This is a genomic window from Streptomyces sp. GESEQ-35 (assembly GCF_017948485.1).
Lineage (GTDB): Bacteria > Actinomycetota > Actinomycetes > Streptomycetales > Streptomycetaceae > Streptomyces.
Window position 1 is genome coordinate 188,526 of record NZ_JAFFSX010000003.1, and the last position, 22,750, is coordinate 211,275.

General features: G+C 69.9%; 21 protein-coding genes. 7 read left to right on the forward strand and 14 right to left on the reverse strand.

Going from position 1 to position 22,750, the window contains the following annotated elements; translation table 11 throughout:
• Positions 1 to 9 precede the first annotated feature (9 nt).
• The 3 genes from chrA to KCH87_RS07885 all read right to left on the reverse strand — a co-directional run bounded on the left by chrA (position 10) and on the right by KCH87_RS07885 (position 2,531).
• Positions 10 to 1,218 (reverse strand): chromate efflux transporter, encoded by a 1,209-nt coding sequence (gene chrA / locus KCH87_RS07875; RefSeq protein ID WP_247195877.1) that lies wholly within the window; start codon positions 1,216 to 1,218, stop codon positions 10 to 12.
• 114 nt (positions 1,219 to 1,332) lie between these two features.
• A complete protein-coding gene (locus KCH87_RS07880; protein WP_210585184.1) occupies positions 1,333 to 1,737 on the reverse strand; it encodes a VOC family protein in 405 nt (134 codons plus the stop codon).
• A complete protein-coding gene (locus KCH87_RS07885; protein ID WP_210585185.1) occupies positions 1,734 to 2,531 on the reverse strand; it encodes a metalloregulator ArsR/SmtB family transcription factor in 798 nt (265 codons plus the stop codon). The genes KCH87_RS07880 and KCH87_RS07885 overlap by 4 nt, the downstream gene beginning before the upstream one ends.
• 139 nt (positions 2,532 to 2,670) lie before the next feature.
• Between KCH87_RS07885 and KCH87_RS07890 the strand changes: the two genes are divergently transcribed.
• The gene (locus KCH87_RS07890) at positions 2,671 to 3,885 is read left to right on the forward strand and encodes an NAD(P)/FAD-dependent oxidoreductase (protein WP_210585186.1); all 1,215 of its coding nucleotides are present in this window, start codon (positions 2,671 to 2,673) and stop codon (positions 3,883 to 3,885) included.
• Positions 3,886 to 3,895: 10 nt separating this feature from the next.
• Positions 3,896 to 4,834 (forward strand): sigma-70 family RNA polymerase sigma factor, encoded by a 939-nt coding sequence (locus KCH87_RS07895; RefSeq protein WP_210585187.1) that lies wholly within the window; start codon positions 3,896 to 3,898, stop codon positions 4,832 to 4,834.
• A 115-nt stretch (positions 4,835 to 4,949) separates the two neighbouring features.
• On the opposite strand, the gene KCH87_RS07900 is transcribed toward KCH87_RS07895, so the two are convergent.
• The 10 genes from KCH87_RS07900 to KCH87_RS07945 all read right to left on the reverse strand — a co-directional run bounded on the left by KCH87_RS07900 (position 4,950) and on the right by KCH87_RS07945 (position 16,402).
• Complete coding sequence (locus KCH87_RS07900) at positions 4,950 to 5,756, reverse strand: SGNH/GDSL hydrolase family protein (protein WP_210585188.1); 807 nt, start codon at positions 5,754 to 5,756, stop codon at positions 4,950 to 4,952.
• 113 nt (positions 5,757 to 5,869) lie between these two features.
• On the reverse strand, positions 5,870 to 6,487 hold the full coding sequence (locus KCH87_RS07905; RefSeq protein WP_308298775.1) for a histidine phosphatase family protein: 618 nt from the start codon (positions 6,485 to 6,487) through the stop codon (positions 5,870 to 5,872).
• Between the two features lie 2 nt (positions 6,488 to 6,489).
• The gene (locus KCH87_RS07910; protein WP_210585190.1) at positions 6,490 to 6,969 is read right to left on the reverse strand and encodes an SRPBCC family protein; all 480 of its coding nucleotides are present in this window, start codon (positions 6,967 to 6,969) and stop codon (positions 6,490 to 6,492) included.
• Positions 6,970 to 6,987: 18 nt separating this feature from the next.
• On the reverse strand, positions 6,988 to 8,787 hold the full coding sequence (locus KCH87_RS07915) for a carbamoyltransferase C-terminal domain-containing protein (RefSeq protein WP_210585191.1): 1,800 nt from the start codon (positions 8,785 to 8,787) through the stop codon (positions 6,988 to 6,990).
• A 22-nt stretch (positions 8,788 to 8,809) separates the two neighbouring features.
• On the reverse strand, positions 8,810 to 9,856 hold the full coding sequence (locus KCH87_RS07920; protein ID WP_210585192.1) for an FAD-binding oxidoreductase: 1,047 nt from the start codon (positions 9,854 to 9,856) through the stop codon (positions 8,810 to 8,812).
• Between the two features lie 2 nt (positions 9,857 to 9,858).
• Positions 9,859 to 10,818: a hypothetical protein gene (locus KCH87_RS07925; RefSeq protein ID WP_210585193.1), complete on the reverse strand. Its 960-nt coding sequence runs from the start codon at positions 10,816 to 10,818 to the stop codon at positions 9,859 to 9,861.
• A 249-nt stretch (positions 10,819 to 11,067) separates the two neighbouring features.
• On the reverse strand, positions 11,068 to 11,571 hold the full coding sequence (locus KCH87_RS07930) for a nucleoside deaminase (RefSeq protein WP_210585194.1): 504 nt from the start codon (positions 11,569 to 11,571) through the stop codon (positions 11,068 to 11,070).
• A gap of 145 nt (positions 11,572 to 11,716) precedes the next feature.
• Positions 11,717 to 12,526 carry a xanthine dehydrogenase accessory protein XdhC gene (gene xdhC / locus KCH87_RS07935; RefSeq protein WP_210585195.1) on the reverse strand — a complete coding sequence of 270 codons (810 nt, stop codon included), beginning with the start codon at positions 12,524 to 12,526 and terminating at the stop codon, positions 11,717 to 11,719.
• Between the two features lies 1 nt (position 12,527).
• Positions 12,528 to 14,906, reverse strand: a complete 2,379-nt coding sequence (xdhB, locus tag KCH87_RS07940; RefSeq protein ID WP_210585196.1) for a xanthine dehydrogenase molybdopterin binding subunit — start codon at positions 14,904 to 14,906, stop codon at positions 12,528 to 12,530.
• Positions 14,903 to 16,402, reverse strand: a complete 1,500-nt coding sequence (locus tag KCH87_RS07945; protein WP_210585470.1) for a xanthine dehydrogenase small subunit — start codon at positions 16,400 to 16,402, stop codon at positions 14,903 to 14,905. The genes xdhB and KCH87_RS07945 overlap by 4 nt, the downstream gene beginning before the upstream one ends.
• 604 nt (positions 16,403 to 17,006) lie before the next feature.
• On the opposite strand from KCH87_RS07945, the gene KCH87_RS07950 reads away from it, so the two are divergent.
• The 4 genes from KCH87_RS07950 (at position 17,007) to KCH87_RS07965 (ending at position 18,939) form a co-directional block, all read left to right on the forward strand.
• The gene (locus KCH87_RS07950) at positions 17,007 to 17,780 is read left to right on the forward strand and encodes a polysaccharide deacetylase family protein (protein WP_210585471.1); all 774 of its coding nucleotides are present in this window, start codon (positions 17,007 to 17,009) and stop codon (positions 17,778 to 17,780) included.
• Between the two features lie 85 nt (positions 17,781 to 17,865).
• Positions 17,866 to 18,222, forward strand: a complete 357-nt coding sequence (locus KCH87_RS07955; protein ID WP_210585197.1) for a PRC-barrel domain-containing protein — start codon at positions 17,866 to 17,868, stop codon at positions 18,220 to 18,222.
• Positions 18,223 to 18,252: 30 nt separating this feature from the next.
• On the forward strand, positions 18,253 to 18,426 hold the full coding sequence (locus tag KCH87_RS07960; RefSeq protein WP_210585489.1) for a hypothetical protein: 174 nt from the start codon (positions 18,253 to 18,255) through the stop codon (positions 18,424 to 18,426).
• Between the two features lie 45 nt (positions 18,427 to 18,471).
• Complete coding sequence (locus KCH87_RS07965; protein ID WP_247195878.1) at positions 18,472 to 18,939, forward strand: DUF5990 family protein; 468 nt, start codon at positions 18,472 to 18,474, stop codon at positions 18,937 to 18,939.
• 55 nt (positions 18,940 to 18,994) lie between these two features.
• Here KCH87_RS07965 and KCH87_RS07970 read toward each other — a convergent pair whose 3' ends face one another.
• Positions 18,995 to 19,354 (reverse strand): hypothetical protein, encoded by a 360-nt coding sequence (locus KCH87_RS07970; protein ID WP_210585199.1) that lies wholly within the window; start codon positions 19,352 to 19,354, stop codon positions 18,995 to 18,997.
• Between the two features lie 173 nt (positions 19,355 to 19,527).
• On the opposite strand from KCH87_RS07970, the gene KCH87_RS50385 reads away from it, so the two are divergent.
• Entirely contained in the window at positions 19,528 to 22,746 is a 3,219-nt protein-coding gene (locus KCH87_RS50385; RefSeq protein ID WP_210585200.1) for an FG-GAP-like repeat-containing protein, read from the forward strand.
• Positions 22,747 to 22,750 lie beyond the last annotated feature (4 nt).

Sequence of the window (22,750 nt, forward strand, 5' to 3'; positions counted from 1 at the left end):
CGGGACGGGTCAGGTGACCGGCCAGCCGGCCAGCGCGGCCACCATCCCGAGCGTCCCGGCTCCCAGCAGGGCGCTCACCACGCCCCGCTTCAGCGCCAGCAGCCAGACGGCAGCTGCGGCCAGCACGCCGTACTGCCAGCTGTGCTCCAGCACGAGGGCGAGAGGGATCGCCGACCCGGCGATCGCACCGATCACCGCGGGCCCGGCACCGGTGAAGAAGCCCTGCACCGCCGTACTGCTGCGCAGCCGGTCGAACCGGGACCCGCCGAAGATCACCATCAGGAACGACGGTGCGAAGGCCATTGCGGCGGCCAGCAGCCCGCCGCCGAGCCCGGCGGCGGCATAGCCGACCACGGCCACCGTCTGCACCACCGGCCCGGGGGTGATCTGGCCGAGCGCGACCGCGTTGAGGAACTGACCGTCGCTCATCCAGTGGTACCGGTCCACCGCGTCCGCCTGCATCAGCGGGATGATCACGAAGCCGCCGCCGTACGACAGCGCCCCGACCTTGAACGCCACCCACGCCAGCGCCCCCAGCCCGCCTGCCGCCGGGGCCGCGAGGGCGAGCGGCACCGGCCACGCCGCCCTGCCCCTGGGGCGCGGCACCGCGGGGCCGGTGCGCACCCCCATCTCCACCAGGCCGGCGGCCACCAGCACCAGAACCATCCACGGGCCCGCCAGCGCAGCCGCCGACCCGCCTGCCAACGCGTAGCCGACCCACCTTGCCTGCGCAGCGTGTCCATCGCCGGCCCGCTTCCAGCTGGCCGGCACCAGAGCTCCCGCGGCCTGCACCGCAACCGCCGCCACCGCGGCCCCTGCTCCGCCGGCCGCCCCGAGCACCCACAGCGGCGGATCCCCGGCCAGGAACAGTGCGGCCAGCGCCAGGATCAACACCAGCCCCGGCACGATGAAACACACACCGCCGACCAGCGCGCCGGGCGTGCCGCGCAGCCGCCACGCGGTGAGGATCGCCAGCTGGGTGGAGGCCGGTCCCGGCAGGAGATTCGTCGCCGCGATCCCGTCCTCGAACTCCGAGGCCGATATCCATCCCCGGCGCTGCACGCACAACTGCCGTAGCAGTGCAATGTGGGTCGGTGGCCCGCCGAAGCCGATACAGCCGATCCGGCCCCACTCCCGGGCGATCACGGCCAGTCCCACCCGCGGCGCCCCCGGCCCCTGCTTGCCGTCCGCGGCATCCGCCGTCGCCTCGCCGGTCATGCACTGACTCCTTGCCGACGCGCCCAGCACGCCTCTGCGACACCGATATCGGACGACATGAATGAGCCCGGCGACGCGCCACGGCACGCTGCGCGGCTGCGGGTGAGGGAGCGGTCAGCGTCGCGCCTGGTCACGGCCGGCGGGCTGGAACAGTTCGATGAGGTTGCCCGCCGGGTCGGCCAGCAGGATCTGACGTCCTCCGGGACCGGAGACGACCTCACCGAGGAAGGAGAGACCGGCGCTGCGCAGCCGAGCGATCTCGGCATCGAGGTCGTCGAAGGTGAGGTGGATACGGTTGCCGCCCACGACGGCAGCCGCCTTCGGGGTGGCCCGGGCGCCCGAACTCGCCGGGCCCGACAGCAGCAGCCGCAGCCGGCCACGGACCACGTCGGCGAAGGCAGGGGCGGCGCTGAAGCGCAGCGTGAACCCGAGGTGGGTGGTGTAGAAGTCGGTGGCGGCCTGCACGTCATCGACGAGGTAGCGGACGCTGACGTATTCGTCTTCGTCGTAAGTGGTCATGGCTCGGACCTCGCAACGGTCTCGGGGGTGTTCAGGACCGGCATCAAGTACCTGATACGGGTGTCTATGTCTGCCGCCGCGTGCTGAAAGGCCGCGTAACCGGCCTGCCCGGTGTCCCCGGCCGCCCCCGGGTCGGCCATGCTCCAGTGGACCCGCCGCGGGCCGAACTCCGGGCAGACCTCGCGAGCCTTGTCGCACAAGGTGATCACGTGGTCGAAGCGGCGGCCGACCAGGTCGTCCACGTGCTGGGTATGCCGACCGGAGAGGTCGATGCCGAACGACTCGCGCAGCACCCGGACGGCATGCGGGTGCACCTGCGGCTTGGGGCTGGTGCCCGCACTGGCCGTCGTGACGCGGCCGGCGGTGTGGTGACGCAGCAGGGCCTCAGCGATCGGCGAGCGGGCGCTGTTGCCGGTGCACACGAAGAGCACCGCAGCACGGCGGGATCGCTCCCGGGCGACCGGGCGACGGGTCGGTGCGGGGGCCTGGCTCAGCGCCGGGTGCAGGGCGGCACCGCTGGCGGCCAGCCCCTCGGCGCAGTGCTCCAGGTCGAGGTGGTAGTAGCTGTCCCGGCCGTCGAAGCTGCTGCGCCTGGCCGTGACCAGGCCGCCGTCGCGCAGCAGCCGCAGGTGGTACGAGACCAGGTTCTGCGGCTCCCCGACACGCTCCACCAGTTCACGCACCCGATAGTCGCCGTCGGCGAGTTCCGTCAGCAGCCGCCAGCGCAGCGGATGCGCGGCCAGCCGGACGAATTCCGGCGGCGCGACGGCCGCGTCCGAGGGTCGGGTTCCCATACGTCGAAGTTACATCAAGCCAGATTGATGCATCAACGCCACCCTCGGGGTGACCCACCTCACATCCGGCTCCTGTCAGGAATCGCTGTGCTGTCCCGCTCAAGGGGCAAGCGATTCAGATTCAGACGGGAGCCTCACCATGAAGCACCGCATTCTCGTCCTCGGCGCCGGTTACGCCGGGGCCTTCGCCGCCGGGAACCTGGCCCGCCGCCTCTCGCCCGCCGACACCGAGATCACCGTCGTCAACGCCGAGCCGGTCTTCGTCGAGCGGATGCGCATGCACCAGCTCGCGGCAGGCCGGGAACTCGCGACCCGGCGGCTCGCCGACGTGTTCGAGGGCACCGGGGTACGGCTGCGCGTGGCGCGCGTCACCGCCGTGGACCCGGAGCGCAGGACCGTCGCCGTGACCGGCGAGGACGGTGACGGCGAGCTCGGGTACGACACGCTGCTGTACACGCTCGGCAGCCGAGTCGCCGACCACGACGTCCCCGGTGTGGCCGAGCACGCCTTCGACGTCGCGGGACGGCCGTCGGCGCTGCGGCTGCGCGCCCACCTGGACGGTCTGGGCGGAGCCGGCACCGTACTGGTCGTCGGCGAGGGCCTGACCGGCATCGAGACCGCCGCCGAGTTCGCCGAGTCGCGTCCCGGTCTTTCCGTGACGCTCGCCGCCCGAGGTGAGCTGGGGGCCCGGCTCTCCCCAGGGGCCCGGCTCCACCTGCGGGAGGCCTTCGACCGGCTGGGCATCACCGTCCACGAGCACACCGGCATCGAAGCCGTCGGGGCGACGTACGCGACCGGTGCGGACGGTACCTCCTTCCCGGCCGACGCGACCGTGTGGACGGCCGGGTTCGCCGTCGACCCCATCGCGGCCGCCGCCGGCTTCGAGGTCACCGAGGGCGGCCGGATCGTCGTCGACGACACCATGCGCTCGGTCTCGCACCCGGACGTCTACGCCGCGGGCGACAGCGTGTACGCGATCGGCGAGAACGGCCGGCCGCTGCCGATGTCCTGCGCCTCGGCAGGACATACCAACATGCAGGCGACGGACGCGATCGTGGCACGGCTGGCCGGACGCCGGGTTCCGATCGTCAAGAAGACCTACGTCGGCAACCACATCAGCCTCGGGCGGTACGACGCGATCTTTCAGATGGTCGATGGCGACGCACGGGCGAAGTCCTGGTTCCTGGGCGGCCGGAAGGCCGCGCGGTTGAAGGCGGGCATCCTCTGGGGCAGCCTGTGGGCGATCTCGCACCCGACCTTCGGCATGCCGAAGCGGGGGCGCCGTCTGATCGCCACCGCGACGGCCGCCGGCACCACGGCCATTGCCACCGCGCCCGAGAACGCTGCCGCATAGGGTCGCCTGCATGGAGAGCAACGTCGCTGATCGCTTCGAGGCCGGCCGGGCCCGGCTGGCCTCGCTCGCGTACCGTCTGCTCGGCTCGGCGGCCGACGCCGAGGACATCGTGCAGGACGCGTACCTACGCTGGCACGCCGCCGACCGGGAGCGGATCGAGGTGCCTCAGGCGTGGCTGACCAAAGTCGTCACCAACCTGTGCCTGGACCGGCTCCGCTCGGCACCGGTACGCCGCGAACGCGCGGCCGGCGCCTGGATGCCCGAGCCGCTGCTCGACGGCGACCCGATGCTCGGACCGGCCGACACCTTCGAGCAGCGCGAATCGGTGTCGCTCGCCGTCCTGACCCTGATGGAGCAGCTCGCACCCGTCGAACGGGCCGTCTACGTCCTGCGCGAGGCGTTCTCCTACCCCCACTCCGAGATCGCCCAGATCCTCGACATCTCGGAGTCCGCGAGCCAGCAGCACGTCCACCGGGCCCGGCGCCGGGTCGCGGACGCGCGCCGCGGCGGCGGTGAGGTCGACCCGGCGTCCGCGCGCAAGGTCCTCGAGGAGTTCCTCGCCGCCGCGTCCTCGGGTCGTACCGAACGTCTGGTGGCGCTCCTCACCGACGACGCGACCGCGATCTCCGACGGCGCGGGCCTCGCCAGGACGCTGTGGCGCTACGAGACCCCCGAGCGCGTCGCCGCCGTGATGCGGACCGCCTTCAAACCCACTCCCGCGAAGCGGCGCCTGGTCGGCGGCTCACCCACGATCCACATCGGGCAGGTCAACGGCTGGCCCGCCGTCCTCGCCGTGCTCGATGACCGGATCGTGGGCGCCACGGCGTTCGAGATCAGCGACGGCAAGGTGGCGGCGCTGCACGGCTTCGCCGCCGCGGAACGGCTCGCCCGCCTCACCGGGATGTGGCGGCAGCACAAACCCGACGCGCCGGCCATCGACCAGTGGTGACGGGCGTCTCCGCCGCGAAATACGCCGTTCCCGCGGCCGGCGCGAGGCCGTGACGGCCCGGCCGAACTGGGGCCACACCAGGCGGACATGCCGGGGCGGTACGCCGCAGCCTCGTTCACCGACTGAATGTCAGTGCCTTGTTGAGCTGGTCCGAGTAGCCCGCCACGTAGCCCGTCAGGTTCGGGTGGAAGACCTCGGACGCGTTGTTCAGGTCGTTGATCCACGAGTCGGAGCCGCACGCCCCGTGGCCCTTGAACGTGTCGCGCACGTCGACGAACGTGACCGGCTCCTGCGCCGCCGCGGCCTTGGCGCCCTCGGCCAGAGCGTCGGCGAAACCGTTCATGTAGGTGCGCTTGGCGGCGCTGAGGTCGATCACCGGGCAGGTCCCCGTCGGGGAGAGCGCCTGCGGGTAGCCGAGGACGATGATCTCGGCCTGCGGCGCCCGGGCCCTGATGTCCTTGTACAGCCCGGCGAGCTCGGTCACCAGCTGGTTCCTGGCGTAGTACGACATCCACATCGTGGACGTCTTGCAGTAACTGTCCGATTCCTCAAGGCAGTTCTTGACCACCGTGGAGAACTGGGCGTCGTTGCCGCCCACCGTGAGGCTGACGAGGTCGGTGCCGCTGGTCACGGTGGACAGCTGATTGGCGCGCACGTCCGCGATGGTCGCACCGCTGCACGAGACGTCCTTCAGCGTGTACTCCGGGTGCACGGCCTGCGACAGGGCCGGGTAGTTGAGCGTGCTGCGCTTGCAGGCACCGCTGGCGGTGTCGTAATGGCCCGCGCCGACCCCGGACGCGTACGAGTCCCCAAGGGCCACGTATTCCAGATCTTCCGCGGCCTGGGCGGGGGCGCCGGCCATCACCGTCAGCCCGGTGATTGCCATCACGGCGCCGGCGGCGATTGACGTCAATGTACGCATGAGTTCCTTCTGGAGCGCGGAGTTCGAATCGCTGATCGAGGGTGCGGAACGGGATCGTACAGGGAGTCGCCGTCACACAACTCCCATATGAGGACGCGGAGTTGCCATGCAGTTCAGTTCAAGTGGTGGGTGTCGTTGAGGGCCTGCACCGTGGCGGTGCCGTCTTCGTCGTACGTCACCGTCGACAGGGAGGCCGCTGCGACTTCCATGCGGAACAAGCTGTGGGGTGGGGCCTGGAGGGCGAGGCGGAGCAGGGTTCTGAGGGGGCCGACGTGGGAGACGACCAGGACCGTGGCGCCGGCGTACCGGGCCATGAGGCCGTCTCGTACGGCGGCGACCCGGCGGGTGACCTGTTGCATGGTCTCGCTTGCGCCCGAGGGGGGACTCCCGGGCGAGGCGAACCATGCGCTCAGGTCGTCCGGGTAGCGTTCGCGGACCTCGCTGAAGGTCAGACCCTCCCAGGCGCCGAAGTCCGCTTCCCGCAGGTCCCGGTCGGCCTGGACGCTCAGGCCGAGGCGCACGGCCACGGAATGAGCGGTCTCCTGGCAGCGCCGCATCGGTGACGTGACGACCGCCTCGATGTCGCCGCGGTGGGCGAGGGCGTCTGCTGCCGCCCGGGCTTGGTGTCGTCCAACCGGTGAGAGCCCCGGGTTGGATCCTCCGCTGCCGGAGAGCCGCCGCTCAGGGGTGAGCAGGGTTTCGCCGTGCCGCAGCAGTACGAGCGTCGTCACGCTCACTTCGCGGTCTGCGCGAAGTGGTCCCGTACGGCGTCGGTCTGCTTTTCCATTACGTCAATGATGCCCTCGACGATCTTCAGGTCGGCGTCCTCGGCGATCTCCAGGGTCCTCGACCAGTCGAAGAAGCTGCGGGCCGGGTCGTTGGTGATGGGGAACACGCGGATGGTGGCCTCGTAGCCGGCGACTCCGCTGGTGGGGGCGACGGCCCGGTAGGACTGGGTCCTGTTGATCTCGTCCCGGGCGGCGATCTCCTGCTGGACGACGCGGCCGCTCAGCGTGAGCTTGAAGTCGTAGCGGGCCGGGACCGTCTCGACCGAGCCTCCCTCCACCCAGCTGACGTCCCGGTGGATGTCCAGGTCGCCAGGGGAGACCATGTCCAGGATCTGCATGGCGTCACGGACGGTCGCCCACACGGTGTCGGGGTCGGCCTCGAGGATCGTGGAGTGGTACATGGTGTGCTTGCGCTGGATCGGCACGGGTGCTCCTTCTTCTGGTCAGCCGTCGCTCTTGGCGATGAGGTGGTTTCCGAGGACCAGATAGTCGATCTCGGTGCCCATGAAGCAGTTCAGGGCGTCGGTGGGGGTGCAGACGATGGGTTCGCCGGCCACGTTGAACGAGGTGTTGATCAGGCAGGGGGTGCCGGTGAGTTCGATGAACTTCCGCAGCAGCGCCGTAAGCCGTGGGGTTCCCTCGTCCGTCAGGGTCTGGATACGGGAGGTGCCGTCCACGTGTACGGCGCCGGGGATGCGGTCCTTGTATTCGTCGCGGACGGGGAAGACGAACGTCATATACGGGGAACTGGTCTTACGCCCCATGTCGAAGATCTTCGGCGCCTGCTCTTCGAGGACGAGGGGAGCGAACGGGCGGAAGGGTTCGCGGTGCTTGACCCGGGTGTTGATGATGTCCTTGATCTCGGTGAAGCCGGGGTTGGCGAGGATGCTGCGATGCCCCAGCGCGCGTGGCCCGTGCTCGATACGGCCTTCGAACCAGCCGATGACGACCTTCTTCGTCAGCAGTTTCGCCACCTGGTCGATCACCTCGTCGTCGTCCAGGCGTGAGACGACGACCCGGCCGGTGAAGTCCTCCAGGGCCTTCTCGATCTCGGCCTGGTCGTAGGCCGGGCCCAGATAGGGGGTGACGGGTGCGGAGGCGGCGAGGATGTCCGCGGGGTCGGTGCCGGGGTGGTCGAGCCAGGCGTGGGCCGCGGCTCCGATGGTGATGCCGGTGTCGGAGGCGCCGAAGCTGACCTGCATGTCCTCGAAGCGGGAGCCTTCGAACATCGGGGTGTTGTTCAGGCAGTTCAGGGCGACGCCGCCTTCGAACAACAGCCGGTCGAGATCCGTCCTCTTCTCCAGGTGTCGGACCTGGTGGGCGGTGGCGACGTTCAGCATCTCCTGCGCGGCGGCGGCGACGCGGGCCCTGTATTCGAGGGTGTCTTCGAAGGGTCCGAAGTACTCCTCGAACAGGGCGTCGTGACTGTGCAGGTCGTCGGTCCGAAGGGGCTTGGTGAAGGTGTAGCGGCCGTCGTCGTGCAGCGTCAGAAGGTGCTCGACGAACGGGTTCGGGGTCGGGGGAGTGGTGTAGCCGGCCAGCCCCATCACCTTGTACTCGTCGTTGTTGGGGACGAAGCCGAGGAAACGGGTGATGGCGGAGAACAGGGTGCCGATGGAGTACTGGGCGCCGGTGACGGTGTCGTCGAAGACGGTGATCCGGCCGTCGCGGATCTCGCCCGTCAACGTCGAGAAGCGTTCGGCGCGGCCGTCGCTGACGAGGAACGCGGCGTCCGTCATGCCGGCGAGGTAGTAGCCGGTCGTGGCGTGGGCCAGGTGGTGAGGAACGAAGCGGACCTTGGCCGGGTCGGGGCGGTGTCCGGTGCGGGCTTCGAAGTCCGCGAGGATCGCTTCGTGGCTGACGACCTGGTCGAACAGGTCGGCCATGTCGCACATGAGTCGGGTCTTCGCGTCCTGCGGCATCGGCGAGGTGCGGATGCCGTCCAGGATCTCGTTGAGAACCTGGGGAGACCAGTTCCAGGGGAAGGCGAACAGGTCGACGTCGTCGAACGTGAGCCCGGCTTCCTTCAGGCACCAGTCGATCGCGTTCCCGGGGAAGTCGGTGGTCTTCTTCTCCCGGTTGAGGCGCTCTTCCTCCACCGCGGCGACCAGGCGGCCGTCCACCAGGAGTGCGGCGGCGGCGTCGTGGCCCAAGAGGTAATGCTTGTTGATGCCGGTCGCACCGAGACGTTCGGAGAAGAACTCCGACACCCGGCTGAAACCATTACATCCAAGAACGATCACAGCACTCTTCCCTGTTCTGGGGCTACTTGACGATCAGCAGGTCGCGGAGCTCTTCCCCGGCGGCGGGTGCCTGGCACAGGCCCGCGCCGGTGAATCCGGCCGCGTACAGGAAGCGGCGGGTGGGGTGTTCGCCGATGACGGCGGTGTTGTCGGGGCCGGCGTCGAAATCGCCGCTCCACGCGCGATGCAGGCCGATGCCGTCCAAGGCGGGGAACAGGAGGCCGAGATGGCCGGCGATGCGGCCGAGCCAGGCTTCGCGTGATTCGCCGGCCCCGGGTACGCCCATGGCGAGGAGAATGCGGTCCTTCCACGAGCGGATCCGCAGGCCGGATGCGGCGTGCATCGTCATCGGCATCTCGCGGTGCGGGGAGGGCGGGACGCCGGTGAACAGCATCTCCATCGCGCGGGGTGTCAGCGGCAGGTCGACCGACGCCATGGATGCCACCTCGCCGGACCAGGGCCCGGCCGTACACACGATGCTGTCCGCCTTGATGCTGCCCTGCGGGGTGTGGACGGTGTTGTCCTCGTCGATGCGTGTGACGGGTGTGTGGGTGAACAGGCGGGCGCCGTGATTGCGGGCGGCGGCGGCATAGCCGCGGACGATGTCGAGGCCGTCCACGTGGTACGCCTCCGGAGACCAGGCGGCGGCCAGGACGGCGCGCTCGTTGATCAGCGGGTTGAGCTCGGCCGCTTCGCGGGCGCTGATCAGGTCGACTTGGGCGCCGGCGGCCTGCTGGGCCCGCTGGTCGGCCTCGAAGTCGGCGATCTGCTGTTCACCGGTGAACAGCGCCATGAACCCGAGCCGCTTCAGAGCGAGAGGGGTCCCGGTGTGGCGGGCGAAGTCGTGATAGGCGTTCAGACTGCGCACGGCCCTTTTCCCGGTGTCGGGGTTGCCGGGGAAGTAGGTGCGGACCATGCCCGCCGTGTGCGCGGAGGCCCCGCCGCCGAGGCCTCCGCGTTCAAGGAGCACGGTGTCCACGCCCGCTTCGGCGAGGTGGTGGGCGGCGGAGGTTCCGATCACTCCCCCGCCGATGACGACGGCGTCAGCGTGGGCAGGCAGGGCGCTCATGGCTACGCGCCCACCTCGGCGCCCTGCTGGCGCAGATGGTCTCCGGTCTCCCACGGGTACAGCTGGAGGTTCCAGCCGCCGAGGCAGTTGATGTAGAGGGCCATCTGGCTGGTGACGGCGTAGAAGTCGTCACGGTCGAGGTCGTCGAGGACGTCGAGGAAGCGCTGGGTGAACGCCCACAGCTTCTCCAGACCGCAGTAGCCCAGGAACTCGGCGGGGACACCGACCAGGAGGCGGGCCATGTGGACGAGGGAGTCCGTGGGCATGTCCTGGACTGCGGCGCGGACGAGTCCGCCGTAGGCGGCGTAACCCAGGGGCCGGGTCTCGCCGTTGACGAACAGCAGGGTGGGAAGGACGGTGCCGAAGTTGCCTGCCCGGGAGGGGATGATGCCTTGGTGGAGGTCGTCCAGCTCGGCCGGGGGTGCGAGCCAGATCTTCTCGGTCTCGGCGACGATGTCGGCGATCAGCCGGCTTGCGGCCGTGTCGGTGGCCTGGAGCATCGGGATGCGATGACCGCCCGGCTCGCCTGCGCGGCGGACTTCGGCGAGGATCTGCTTCTTTGTGGAGTAGACGGCGTCCCAGATCGCGGCCCCGGCTTCCAGCAGGGCGGGCATGTCCGCCGCACGGATCCGACCGACGGGGTTGGCCGGCATCGGCTCGGTCAGGGTGCCGTACTTGATGCCCAGGTGCTGCAAGCCGGAGCAGAACACGGTGCCGTCGGGGGCCTCGCGCCGGTCGGGGATACGGGTGGCGTGGGGGGTGTGCAGCAGGGTGGGTATCGGCGCCACGTGGTAGAGGTGTTCTCCCGCGATGAGGGCGTGTCCCTGGAGGCTCTGGTAGGGCAGGGACTCCCACAGGGCGTCGGCGAGTGCCGGGTTGCGGTCGTCAAGGTCGGCGGTGACCGTGATGCCGAGGTCGGGCCAGGAGATTTCGATCTGACGGCCAGGCAGCTTCTCGGACAAGGCTTTCCCCGTTCGTTGGTTCGGCTTGTCCTAGGAGTCCATCGCCAACTGGCCTGTTCCGGGCAGACGTTGAAAGCATGAAACCTTGATCGGCCCGGGACCCGCAGTTTGTGTGTTTCTACGGAACCGCAGCTCAGATGGGCTTGGCCAATGACACAAGGGCAGAAAGCCGACGAGGCCCCCGGGTCGCCGTGTTGAGGCGTCTGACGTCTCAACACGGCGGCCCAGAGGCCTCGTTCGAACGGGCTCTCAGTAGTCGACGCGGTCGGTCTTCGCCAGCCACGCGTCGAACGGCGCCGTACGGTTCGGCATGTCCACCCGCTCGATCGCCATCGGCCACAGCTCCGCGGGCTTCTTTTCGAACAGGTCGTAGAACCTGCGGTCGTCGAAACCGGCCACCGCGGCGTCATCTCGATCAGCAGCGAAGATGATCCGGTCGACTCGCGCCCACAGCGCGGAGGAAAGACACATCGGGCACGGCTCACACGAGGTGACCAGGACGCAGCCCTCGAGCGAGAAGGTGCCCAGCTTCTGACAGGCGGCACGGATCGCGCTCACCTCGCCATGCGCCGTCGGGTCCAGGTTCGAAGTGACCTTGTTGTTCCCGATCGCGACGATCCCGCCATCCTTGGCGATCAGCGAGCCGAACGGGCCACCGCCGTTCTTCACGCTGTTGGTGGCAAGGCCGATGGCCTCGCCCATCCAGGCGCGCTCGATCTCCTGGATGCTCGTTTCTTGGGTGTACGCGGTCACGGTCACTCCTTCTTCTGCACACGGTGGGGACTCTCCGTATCGGCGTCGTTCGCAAGTACACCCGCCGGGCCCCGTCGAGGGTCAGTCACCGAAACCATGAAGGAGTCGACTGGTCGGCCGACCACTCTTGGAGATTCGTATGAAGTCAGTTCTCCCCGGTTTCAAAGGTGCGCAGCACATCGGCGGCGACGCTCACGGCAATGGTCGCGGGCTCCTTGCCGGTGATGTCGGCCAGCCCGATCGGGGTCTTGATCCGGTCGATGGTGGCGTCGTCGTGGCCGCCCTCGGTGGCGAGGCGTTTGCGGAACCGCACCCACTTCGCCGCCGACCCGATCAGCCCGATGGAGCCGAGATGGGTGGTGCGCAAGGCGGCGTCGCACAGAGCGGCGTCCTCGGCGTGATCATGGGTCATGATCAGGATGTGGGTGCCGCGCGGCAGCTCCTCCAGCACCTCCTCGGGCAGCAGCGGCGTGTGATGCACGTGCACCTGCGCCACCGCGTCTGCCAACACGTCGAGCCGCTCCTTGGTGAGGACGTCGGAGCGGGTGTCGATCAGATGGAGGTCGAGGTCCTGACGTGCCAGGATGCGCGCCAGTTCGAGACCGACGTGCCCGACACCGAAGATCGCCACCGCCCTCACCACCGGCAGTGGTTCGAGCAGCACCGAGACCGTGCCGCCGCAGCACTGCACGCCATGCTGGTTGGTCACCTTGTCGTTCAGGGCGAACTCCATCAGCTCCGGCTCCGGCCTGGACGCGGCGATCATCTCCCGGGCCCGGTCGATCGCGACGGCCTCGACGTTGCCGCCGCCGATCGAGCCCCATGTCTCGGTCTGCCCCACGACGAGCTTCGCACCGGCGTCACGCGGGGCATGGCCGCGCACGGTCGCGACGGTCACCAGGACGCCGGTCTCCCGGCGTGCCCGCAACCGTGCGACCGCGGCGATCCATGTCATGTCAGACACCGCTCAGCGCTTCGGCGTCGGTCCTGACCTGGCCGGCAGCGTTCTTACGGGCCTCCTGGATCGCCCAGTACACCGCTTCCGGCGTCGCGGGCGAGGCCAGATCGACGCTGATGCCGCTCGGCCCGAACGCGGCGGCGGCCTGCCGCAGCGCCTCGCGCACCGAGAACGCCAGCATCAGCGGAGGCTCACCCACGGCCTTGGAGCCGTAGACCGCGCCCTCCTCCGTGGCGTTCTCCAGCAGCGTGACGTTGAACTCCTCCGGCATCTCGGAGAAGCTCGGCAGCTTGTACGTGCTCGCCGCCTGGGTCTGTAGCCGTCCGCGGTTCGGCCCGTCGCCGGTGTCCCAGCGCAGGTCCTCCAGCGTCAGCCAGCCCGCGCCCTGCACGAAGCCGCCCTCGACCTGACCGATGTCGATCAACGGGGAGAGGCTTTCGCCGACGTCGTGCACGATGTCCACCCGCCGGATGCGGTACGCACCGGTGAAGCCGTCGACCTCCACCTCGGTCGCGGCGGCGCCGTAGGCGAAGTACTTGAACGGCGTGCCGCGGAAAGACTTCGCGTCCCAGTGCAGCCCCTCGGTCCGGTAGAACCCGGCCGCCGACAGCTGCACCCGCTGGAAGTACGCGGTGTGCACCAGGTCGTCCCAGGCCAGCTCCTTGTCGCTGCCCAGGGCGCGCGCGACGCCCTCGACGATGCGTACGTCGGATGCGTTCGTACCCAGCTGGGAGGCGGCCACCTGTAGCAGCCGCTCGCGCAGCTGCTCGCAGGCGTTCTTGACGGCCCCACCGTTGAGGTCCGCGCCGGCGCTGGCGGCGGTGGCGGAGGTGTTGGGCACCTTGTCGGTACGCGTCGGGGCGAGGCGGACCTTGCGCAGCGGGATGCCCAGGGTGGTCGCGGCCACCTGGATCATCTTGGTGTGCAGGCCCTGGCCCATCTCGGTGCCGCCGTGGTTGATCAGGACGGAGCCGTCCTTGTAGATCAGCACCAGCGCACCGCCCTGGTTGAAGGCGGTGAGGTTGAACGAGATACCGAACTTGATGCCGGTGATCGCGAGCGCCCGCTTGGTGTGCGGGTGCGCGGCGTTGAACGCGGCGATCTCGCGCCCCCGGTCGGTGATGCCGGCGTTCTCCTGGACCTGGTGCCAGACGGTGGAGATCCGGTCGGCCTGGGTGACCGGTTGACCGTACGGCGTCGTCTGGCCCTGGTCCGGCTGGTAGAAGTTGCGCTCGCGCAGCTCCATGGGGTCGAGGCCGAGCCGCGGCGCGACGCGGCCCAGGATGTCCTCGATCACCAGCATGCCCTGCGGTCCGCCGAAGCCGCGAAAGGCGGTGTTGGAGACCGTGTTGGTCTTGGCGATGCGACCGGCGACACGCGCGTTGGGGATCCAGTACGTGTTGTCGATGTGGCACAGCGCGCGGGCCAGCACCGGCTCGGACAGGTCCAGGCTCCAGCCGCCGTCCGCGGTCAGCGTGGCGTCGAGGGCCTGGATACGGCCGTCGGCGTCGAAGCCGATCTTCCACGAGGCGTGGAAGCCGTGCCGCTTGCCGGACATGGTCAGGTCCTGCGTCCGGTTGAGCCGGAAGCGGACCGGGCGGCCGGTCAGCCTGGCGCCGAGCGCGGCGACGGCCGCGAACCCGTGCGGCTGCATCTCCTTGCCGCCGAAGCCGCCGCCCATCCGCAGGCACTGCACGGTCACCTCGTGAGCGGGCACACCGAGCACATGGGAGACGATCTCCTGGGTCTCCGACGGGTGCTGGGTGCTGCTCTGGATGAAGATCTGCCCGTTCTCGTCGACCTGGGCGAGTGCCGCGTGGGTCTCCAGGTAGAAGTGCTCCTGGCCGGCGAACTGGAACTCGCCGGTGAACACGTGCGCGGAGTCGGCGAAGCCGGCGTCGATGTCGCCGGTCTCCATCAGCGGCCTGGCACCGTGGTAGCTCTCGGCCGCCATGGCGTCCTCCAGCGTGATCAGCGCGGGCTGCTCGTCGAGCTCCACCTCGACGGCCGCGGCACCGAGCCGGGCCGCCTCGAGGTTCTCACCGAGCACCCAGGCCACCGCGTGGCCGTGGAACATGACCTCGTCGGGGAAGAGCGGCTCGTCGTGCTTCATGCCGGCATCGTTGACGCCGGGCACGTCGGCACCGGTCAGCACACGGACCACGCCGGGCACGTCCAGCGCGGGCCCGGTGTTCAGCTTGGTGATCCGGCCGTGGGCCTTCATGACCTGCACCGGGTAGGCGTGCAGCACGTCCTTGGTGCGGTGGATCAGGTCGTCGGTGTAGAGCGCGGTACCGGTGACGTGCAGGACAGCGCTCTCGTGCGGCATCGAGACGCCGACGGCTGACTTCTCGGGGCGCTCTGACAAATGGCTCATGACGACACCGCCTCGGTGGTTTGCGCGTGCAGCTTCAGCAGGCTCTGGCCGAGCATCGCGGAGCGGTACTCGGCGCTGGCGCGGTGATCGTTCATCGGCGTGCCCTCGGCCCGCAGCAACCGGGCCGCTGCCTCGACGGTCTCCGCCGCCCACGCCCTGCCCTCCAGGGCCGCCTCGGTGGCGAGGGCGCGGATCGGGGTGGCGGCCACGCCGCCCAGGCCGATCCGTGCCTTGCGGACGATCCCGTCCTCGATGTCGAGCGCGAAGGCGACCGCCACGCTGGAGATGTCGTCGAAGCGCCGCTTGGCGATCTTGTGGAAGGCCGCGACCGGCGACAGCGGCAGCGGGATGCGCACCGCGCGGATCAGCTCGCCGGGACGGCGCACGCTCTGCCGGTAACCGGTGAAGTAGTCCGCCAGTGGGACCTCGCGCTCGCCGTCGGCGTCGGCGAGCACCAGCGATGCCTCAAGGGCGAGCAGCACCGGCGGGCTGTCACCGATGGGCGATCCGGTACCCAGGTTGCCGCCGAGGGTCGCACCGTTGCGGATGAGCCGGGATGCGAACTGCGGGAACAGCTCTGCCAGCAGCGGGACGCTGCCGTCGAGGCGGCGTTCGATCTCGGTGAGCGTCAGCGCCGCCCCGATCTCGATGGAACCGGATTCGACCCGAATTTCCCGCAATTCGGGAAGGCGGTCGACGGCGATCACGCAATCCGCCCGGCGGAAACGGATGTTCACCTCCACGCCCCAGTCGGTGGAGCCGGCGACCACCACCGCGTCGGGCCGCTCGCGCAGCACCTGAAGCGTTTCGGCCAGGGTGCTCTTCCGCAGGAACGTGCTGTCGTCCCGGGCGTATTCGGTGGCAACCGGTGCGGGCGGGGACTGCTCACGGCGCTGCGCCAGCGGGTCCTCGTCGCTGGGTTCCCCCACGGCGAACGCGGCATCGCGAATCGGGCGATAACCGGTGCAGCGGCACAGGTTTCCGCTCAGCGCGTGCAGGTCGAAACCGTTTGGACCGTGCTCGGCGTCGGCGCTTTCGGTCGAGTCGGCGCTTTTGGTCGAATCCGCGCCGTCGGCCGAGTCCGCGTGCGCGCAGCGGCCCGGCCGGTAGTACTCCGCGGCCATGCTGCAAACGAATCCCGGTGTGCAGTAACCGCACTGGGAGCCGCCGCGGACCGCCATCTCCTCCTGCACCGGGTGCAGGGCGGGCGGCGTGCCGGGTTCGCCGACGGTGGCGAGACCTTCGGAGGTGATGATCTCCTGACCGTCGAGCGCCGCGGCCGGGACCAGACAGGCGTTGACCGCCACCCAGTCGGTGGGCTTGTTCACCCCGGGACGGGCCACCAGGACCGAACAGGCGCCGCATTCACCCTCGGCGCAGCCCTCCTTGGTGCCGGTGAGGCCGCGCTCGCGCAGAAAATCCAGCACTGTGGTGTGGGGCGCAGCCGGTGAGATCGGTGTTTCTTTCCCGTTGACCGTGATCCGCGCCTCTGTCATGACAGGCCTTCGTTTCGGTGCGTGATCGATCGATTCATCATGTTCGCCAATTTCAGGCAGCTTTCTGTGTTCAGGCGCGCCACATAAGGGGAGCGGGCGCAAAATGGCACGCATCAGCGACGTGCCGGAAGGTGGTGACGGGAAACCCGGAATGTGCCACGGACGGGCACATCAGAACGGCGTACTCAGCTGCCGTGCGCGATCCGACCCGGAACCCAGACCGTGCGCTGGGCGAGGCGACCAAGATCAGAGCTGGTGTTCATCCGCTGGTCGCCTCCTTTCGGTGATTATGGGTCGACGTTTACCGCAAATTAGTGGCCGGGGCCACCGCGGTCAAGGGGGCCGGCCCGGTGGGCGGTGGCGGCACCCTCGGGGAGGGGGCGCACTCGGCGGTGTACCGGCCGGCAGCCGGCATCGGCCCGGACGCCGGCGATCCGCGACTGGGCGCCGCAGCGAGTGCCGCTCGCCGAGTTGTCCGCGAACTCCCCCGGGATTGTCCTTGATCGGTAACGGACGCATCCCGTGACCGCCGCCCCTCGTCCTGACAGTTGGTCGCGGGATGACCAAGGAAATCGGCGAGGAACTGCGTGGAAGCGGGGCGGACATGGCACGGCACGGCGGCGGGCGGGGATGGTACGGCAAGGTGCTCGGCGCGGCGTTCGGGGTGACGCTGCTCGCCGCCGGTGCGTCGATGTGGACCGCGCAGGCAGGTGCCGCGGGCGGCTCGTCGCCGAAGGCGACCGCGTCGGCCACGCCGGGCAGCGAGGTCGAGCCGGTCGCGGTGACCATCGCGCACGCCTCGGACGCGGGGGCGCGCGGCGTCAACATCACCATCGACGACGGCCCCGACCCCGTATGGACCCCCCAAGTGCTGGACGTGCTGCGGGAGTACGGGGTGAAGGCCACGTTCTGCATGGTGGGGATGCAGGCGCAGGCCCACCCGGACCTCGTGAAGAAGGTGGTCGCGGCCGGGCACCGGCTGTGCGACCACTCGGTGTCGCACGACACCACCATGGACAAGCAGTCCGAGACCTACCAGAAGCAGCAGATCCTCGACGCCGAACGCATGATCACCGAGGCGTCCGGTGGCGTACGGCCGATGTACTACCGAGCGCCCGGCGGAGCCTTCACCCCCTACAGCCGCACGCTCGCCGCCTCCCACGGCATGCGCCCGCTGGGCTGGAACGTGGACACCGAGGACTTCGAGCAGCCGGGCACGGACGCCATCGTCGCCACCGTCGAGCGCGAGCTGCCGGGCGGGCCGACGGTCCTCTTCCACGACGCGGGCGGCGACCGCTCCCAGACCGTCGAGGCCCTGCGCCGGATCCTCCCCCGGCTCAAGGAGCAGGGCTACTCCTTCGGCTTCCCGGTGCGCTGAGCCCGAAGCGTCCCCGGTGCCGGAAAAGTGCTTCAGTCCTACGATGACAAGTGGGCCGGTGCACCCTCACGTGCCAGGGAGCAGCATGATCCGTTCAGCCGACATCCGCGAGTGGCGCAACCATGACGTGGTCGACCTGAAGCAGCGCAAGATCGGCATGCTCGAAGCGATCTATGTGGACACCGCCACGGACCAGCCCGCCATGGCCACGGTCCGGACCGGTCTGCTCAGCCGCCAGCGGCTGGTCTTCGTCCCCCTCGACGAGGCGGTCCTCGGGCCGGGCTACGTCAAGGTCCCGTACGCCAAGGGGCAGGTACGCCAGGCCCCTTCGATCGGTACGGACGACGTACTGCCCGCCGAACAGGAGGAAGCGATCTTCCGGCACTACGACATGACGTACCAACCGGGTGCCAACGGCGAACGCCAGCTCGCGCGCCGCTGACCACCCACACGCGGCAAAGGAGGCGTCCGGGTGATGGTGCTCTTCCTGCTGCTCGTCCTCGTGGCCGTCGTACTGGGCATCATCGGCGCGGCAGCGGACGGCCTGGGCTATCTGCTGGCCATCGGCATCGTGCTCTTCGTGGCCGATGTGGCCTTCATCGCGGTGCGAGGGTTCCGGCGTACCGGGCGGCGTCCCATCCGCTGACACCGGCTCTCACCGCAAGCGGCCCGGTCCAGGATGATGGCCGCCATGCACATCCGCATCGACGCCGTCGACCTGCCCGGCCTCACCCGGCCCGCCTCCGCCGACGGCGGAGTCCCCGCGTACGGCAACATCCACGTCGCCGTGCAACGCCGCGACCGTCCGGCCGAACTCCTCGATCCACAGCCCGGTGACGCACCGGCCGCGACATGGACACTGGAGTGCACCGCGAGCGCCTCGCCGACCGGCACCGAGGTCAAAGGCCCCTACGTGCAGGACCGTCTGGGCCGACGGTTCATCTACCTGTCGTGGGGCACGGTCGACGAGTCGGGCACCTTCTCGATGTTCCGCCGCGCCAAGCTCATGCTCGACGTCATTCCCGCCGACGTACTCGCCGCCGCCGCACGCGACGGCCTGCTGCTCGGACGCCTCGGCCTGACCGACGCGCAGGGCGGCCCCCTGTGCGCACGCGTCGAGCCCCCGCACATCACCTGGACCGCGGCACGCGCCGGCTAGCAGAGGCGGCGCAGGCCCACCCATGCATCACCGTCGTCCGGCCCGCGACGACGACCTACCTGGCCCTGCGCAGCGTCTGGGCCAACAGCAGGGCGCCCCCGGTCGCTGCCCCTACCGCTCCCACGGCCAGGAAACCGCGAGAGGAACGCCAGGACAGCACCGACCACCGCGACTGCGCGGAGAACAACGATCCGGTACTCAGCCACGCCCCGGTGGAGATCAGCGACAGGGAGGAACCGATCGAGCCGACCGAGAGGGCACTTCCGATCGAGCCGACCGACAGGGCCGAACCCACGGATCCCACGGACAGCACCGAACCCACTGAGCCGATCGACAACACGGAGTCCTGCGACCACAGCGACAGCACCGAACCAGAGGCGTCACGACGAACCGACCGTACGGACTGCTTTGTCATGAGGCCATCTTGCCCGCCGCCGCTCCGTCTCGGGTGGTTGTGGGCGTGTCTGGTCATGACCATGCTGTTACGCTCCCCCCACGTGCGTGGGGGGAGCGGCCGGGGGGCCGGGGGAATGCCAGGGCGTTGCCGTATGTCCCGCCATGCTTCTTCTTGCCCTTTCAGGAGGAACGGTGGCACGACTCGGCACCCGGGCGGCACGTACCGCGGCCGTCCTGGCGACGGCGCTGACGCTCAGCCTCCCGCTTGTCGCCCTACCGTCCGCGGCGGCAGCCGCTCCGCAGTCGGCCGCCGTGGCAGGGGAGTCGGTACTGCCCGCCGCCCCGCGTGCCGTCCCCAGGGCGACGCAGATCCTCACCGCGGGGACCAGCGGCTTTCTCTGGGTTCAGGAGGGCGACGACCGGCTGCTGTGGACGGACTACGCCACCGGCGCCACGACCGCGTTGGAGCAGCGGCTGGACGTCCCGGTGCAGTACGACATCGACAGCGGCTACTTCGTGTCGGCCGCGTCCTTCAAGACCGGGTACTACGGGGCCGGTTCCGACACCGTGGCCCTGTACTCCGAAGAGGCCGCGCAGGTCACCCTCCTCAAGGGCGGCGGCACGGCGGTCGTGCCGGTGCCCGAGTACCACACCTACCAGGGCACCTTCGGCGACGCGGTCCTCACCAGCCACAACGGAACAGGCGCGTACCGGCTGTGGCGCGTCCAGGACGGGGGCGAGGTCACCGGGACGTCCGTGACCGGGCTGCCGGACGGCGCGGGCGGCATCCAGGTCGAGGACGGCGACGCGCGTTCCGTCATCGTCAAGTACAGCACCGGCGCGAGCGACGAGGGCTGGGGCCGCTGGGGCATCGTCGACCTCGCCACCGGCGCCTTCAGCGCGCTGCCCGACCGCGACGGCACAGCGGACGGCTATGACACGACCGGCTTCCGCCTCGGCGCCGACTCCGTGCTGCGGCTGCGGACCGGGCGCGGCAAGGCGGACCTGTACGACCGCGACGACCTGTCCGCCGCGCCCCGTACCTTCGAGACGGGCTCCCTGACCTACCAGGCCTCGTACGGGATCGTCGGCGACAGGCTGCTCGGCGTCGAACCGGTGTCGCCGGGCGACAACAAGTACCGGGGCCAGCCGCTGTTCGCCCTCACGTCCGACGGCACGGACACCGACCTGGCCAAGGTCATGGACCCGGCTGCCCACGGGATCGTGCAGGCGCCGGACGGCTCCGTCCTCGTGGCGGGCGCAGAGCAGTACGTCGAGCAGGGCGACCTCGACTGGGGCGTGTACCGAGTCGCCCGCGCCGCCGACGGCTCGGTCACCCGCAGCCGGCTGACCTCCGTGCAGCCGATGCCCGCGACGGTCCGCGGACTCGCGCTCGGCAGCGGCATCCTCACCACGGCCGACAACAGCACGCTGTACGAGCCGAACACGATCCTCGGCGCCTACCGCAGTTCCTGGCTCACCACGAGCGGCACCCCGGGCGTCGCCAAGGCCTCTGTGGACGGCCTGGTCAGCGGTTGGGACGGCGACTGCACCGGCAGCGACACCGGCTGCATCCGGATGTTCGCCGACGGCACCGGCCACCACGGCCGCCAGGACGCCACCGAGTCCGACCTGACCATGCTGCGCACCAACGGCACGACCACCTGGGGCCCGACCCTCGACACGGGCGACGACAGCCCTTACCTCAAGGACCTCTCCGGGCGGTACGCGGTCGTCGACGGCGCCGCGTCCGGCTACCAGTACATCGGCGAGTTCGCCGACGGTGCTGCGGGCAAGGTCCTGCAGAAGCGCGACCGGGTCGCCGCGGCCGTCTGGGGCAACACCCTGTGGAGCGCCGCGGCCACCGGAGGCAAGGTCACGGCCACCCGGCTCCCGTCCGGCACCGCCGTGGAGTCCTTCACCACCCGCAACGGCTGCACTCCGTCCAGCGTCCAGGCCGTGGGCCGCTGGGTGTACTGGGTCTGTGTGGACGCCTGGGGCGATGTCCAGGGCTCGGGCGTCTACGACCGTACGGCCAAGCGCACCGCCACCGCGCCGGCGAGCAGGGTCCTCCTCGGTGACGGCTATCTCGTCGAGCGCGTCGGCGGCATCCAGTCGGTCAGCGGGCTGAACCTCATCGACCTGCACAACGGACTGCCGTCCAGCGGCGATCACACGGATCTGCCGAGCCGCAAGCTCGCCGCCTGGACCGACATCGGCCAGGACAACCTCAGGGTTGGCCTGAACTGGACCGTCGACCGCTTCGGCGGCGGCGTCGCCTACGCCGACCGCGAGCAGCGCGTCCACCTCGTGCCGACCGGCGTCCCGGCGTCCGCGCTGACGGCGATCGACTCCACGGTCACCCCCAAGTCCGCGAGCTGGTCCGGCACTTGGTGGCTGTCCAAGCCGGCCGCCGCCTGGCAGGTGACCGTCAGGAACAAGGCGTCCGGCACCACCGTGCGCACCCTGACCGGCTCGGCCGCCCGGGGTCTCCTCACGGCCGCCTGGGACGGCAAGGACTCCGCGGGCCGCCTCGTCACCAACGGCACGTACACCTGGACGCTCACCGCCCAGCCCGCCGACGGCCAGGGCGCCGCCCTCACCCTCTCCGGCACCGTCAAGGTGACGGCCGGAGCGGCGGCACCGCGCGACCACGCGGGCAGGGACGGCGTCGGCGACGTGCTCACCCTCAACTCCTCCGGCGCCCTCACCGTCCATCGCGGCACCGGCACGGGCACGCTGGGCAGCAAGGTCTCCGGCGCCGGCTGGCCGAGCACCGCGAGGTTCGTGCCGTTCGGCGACCTCAGTGGCGACCGCTGCAACGACGTCCTGGTCCGGCCGAGCAGCGGCGCCCTCCGTGCCTATCGCCCGGCCTGCGGTACGGCGCCGACGCCCTCGACGCCGTACACCACCCTCGCCGGCTCCGGTTGGAACCAGTACGACGCGCTGACCTCGCCGGGTGACCTGAGCGGTGACGGCCGCCCGGACCTGATCGCCCGCAACGCCTCGACCGGCACGGTCTACCTGTACAAGGGGACCAGCGCGGACAAGCTGTCGGCGCGAGTGAAGCTGTACGACAACTGGAAGACGTACAAGAAACTCGTCGGGGCCGGTGACCTGAACGGCGACGGCATCGGCGATCTGCTCGCCCAGGAGAAGTCGAACAACCTGTACCGGTACGACGGCACCGGCCGCGGCACGTTCAAGGCGCGTGTGAAGGTGTTCTCGAACTGGGGCGCTTCCTACAACGCGGTCGTCGGAGTCGGCGACATCACGGGCGACGGCAGGACGGACCTCGTCTCGCGCGACACCAGCGGCAACCTGTACCGCAACAGCGGTAACGGCAAGGGGTCGTTCGGCGGCCGTACGAAGATCGCGACGGGCTGGCAGGGGTACAAGGCCGTCGTCTGAGGCA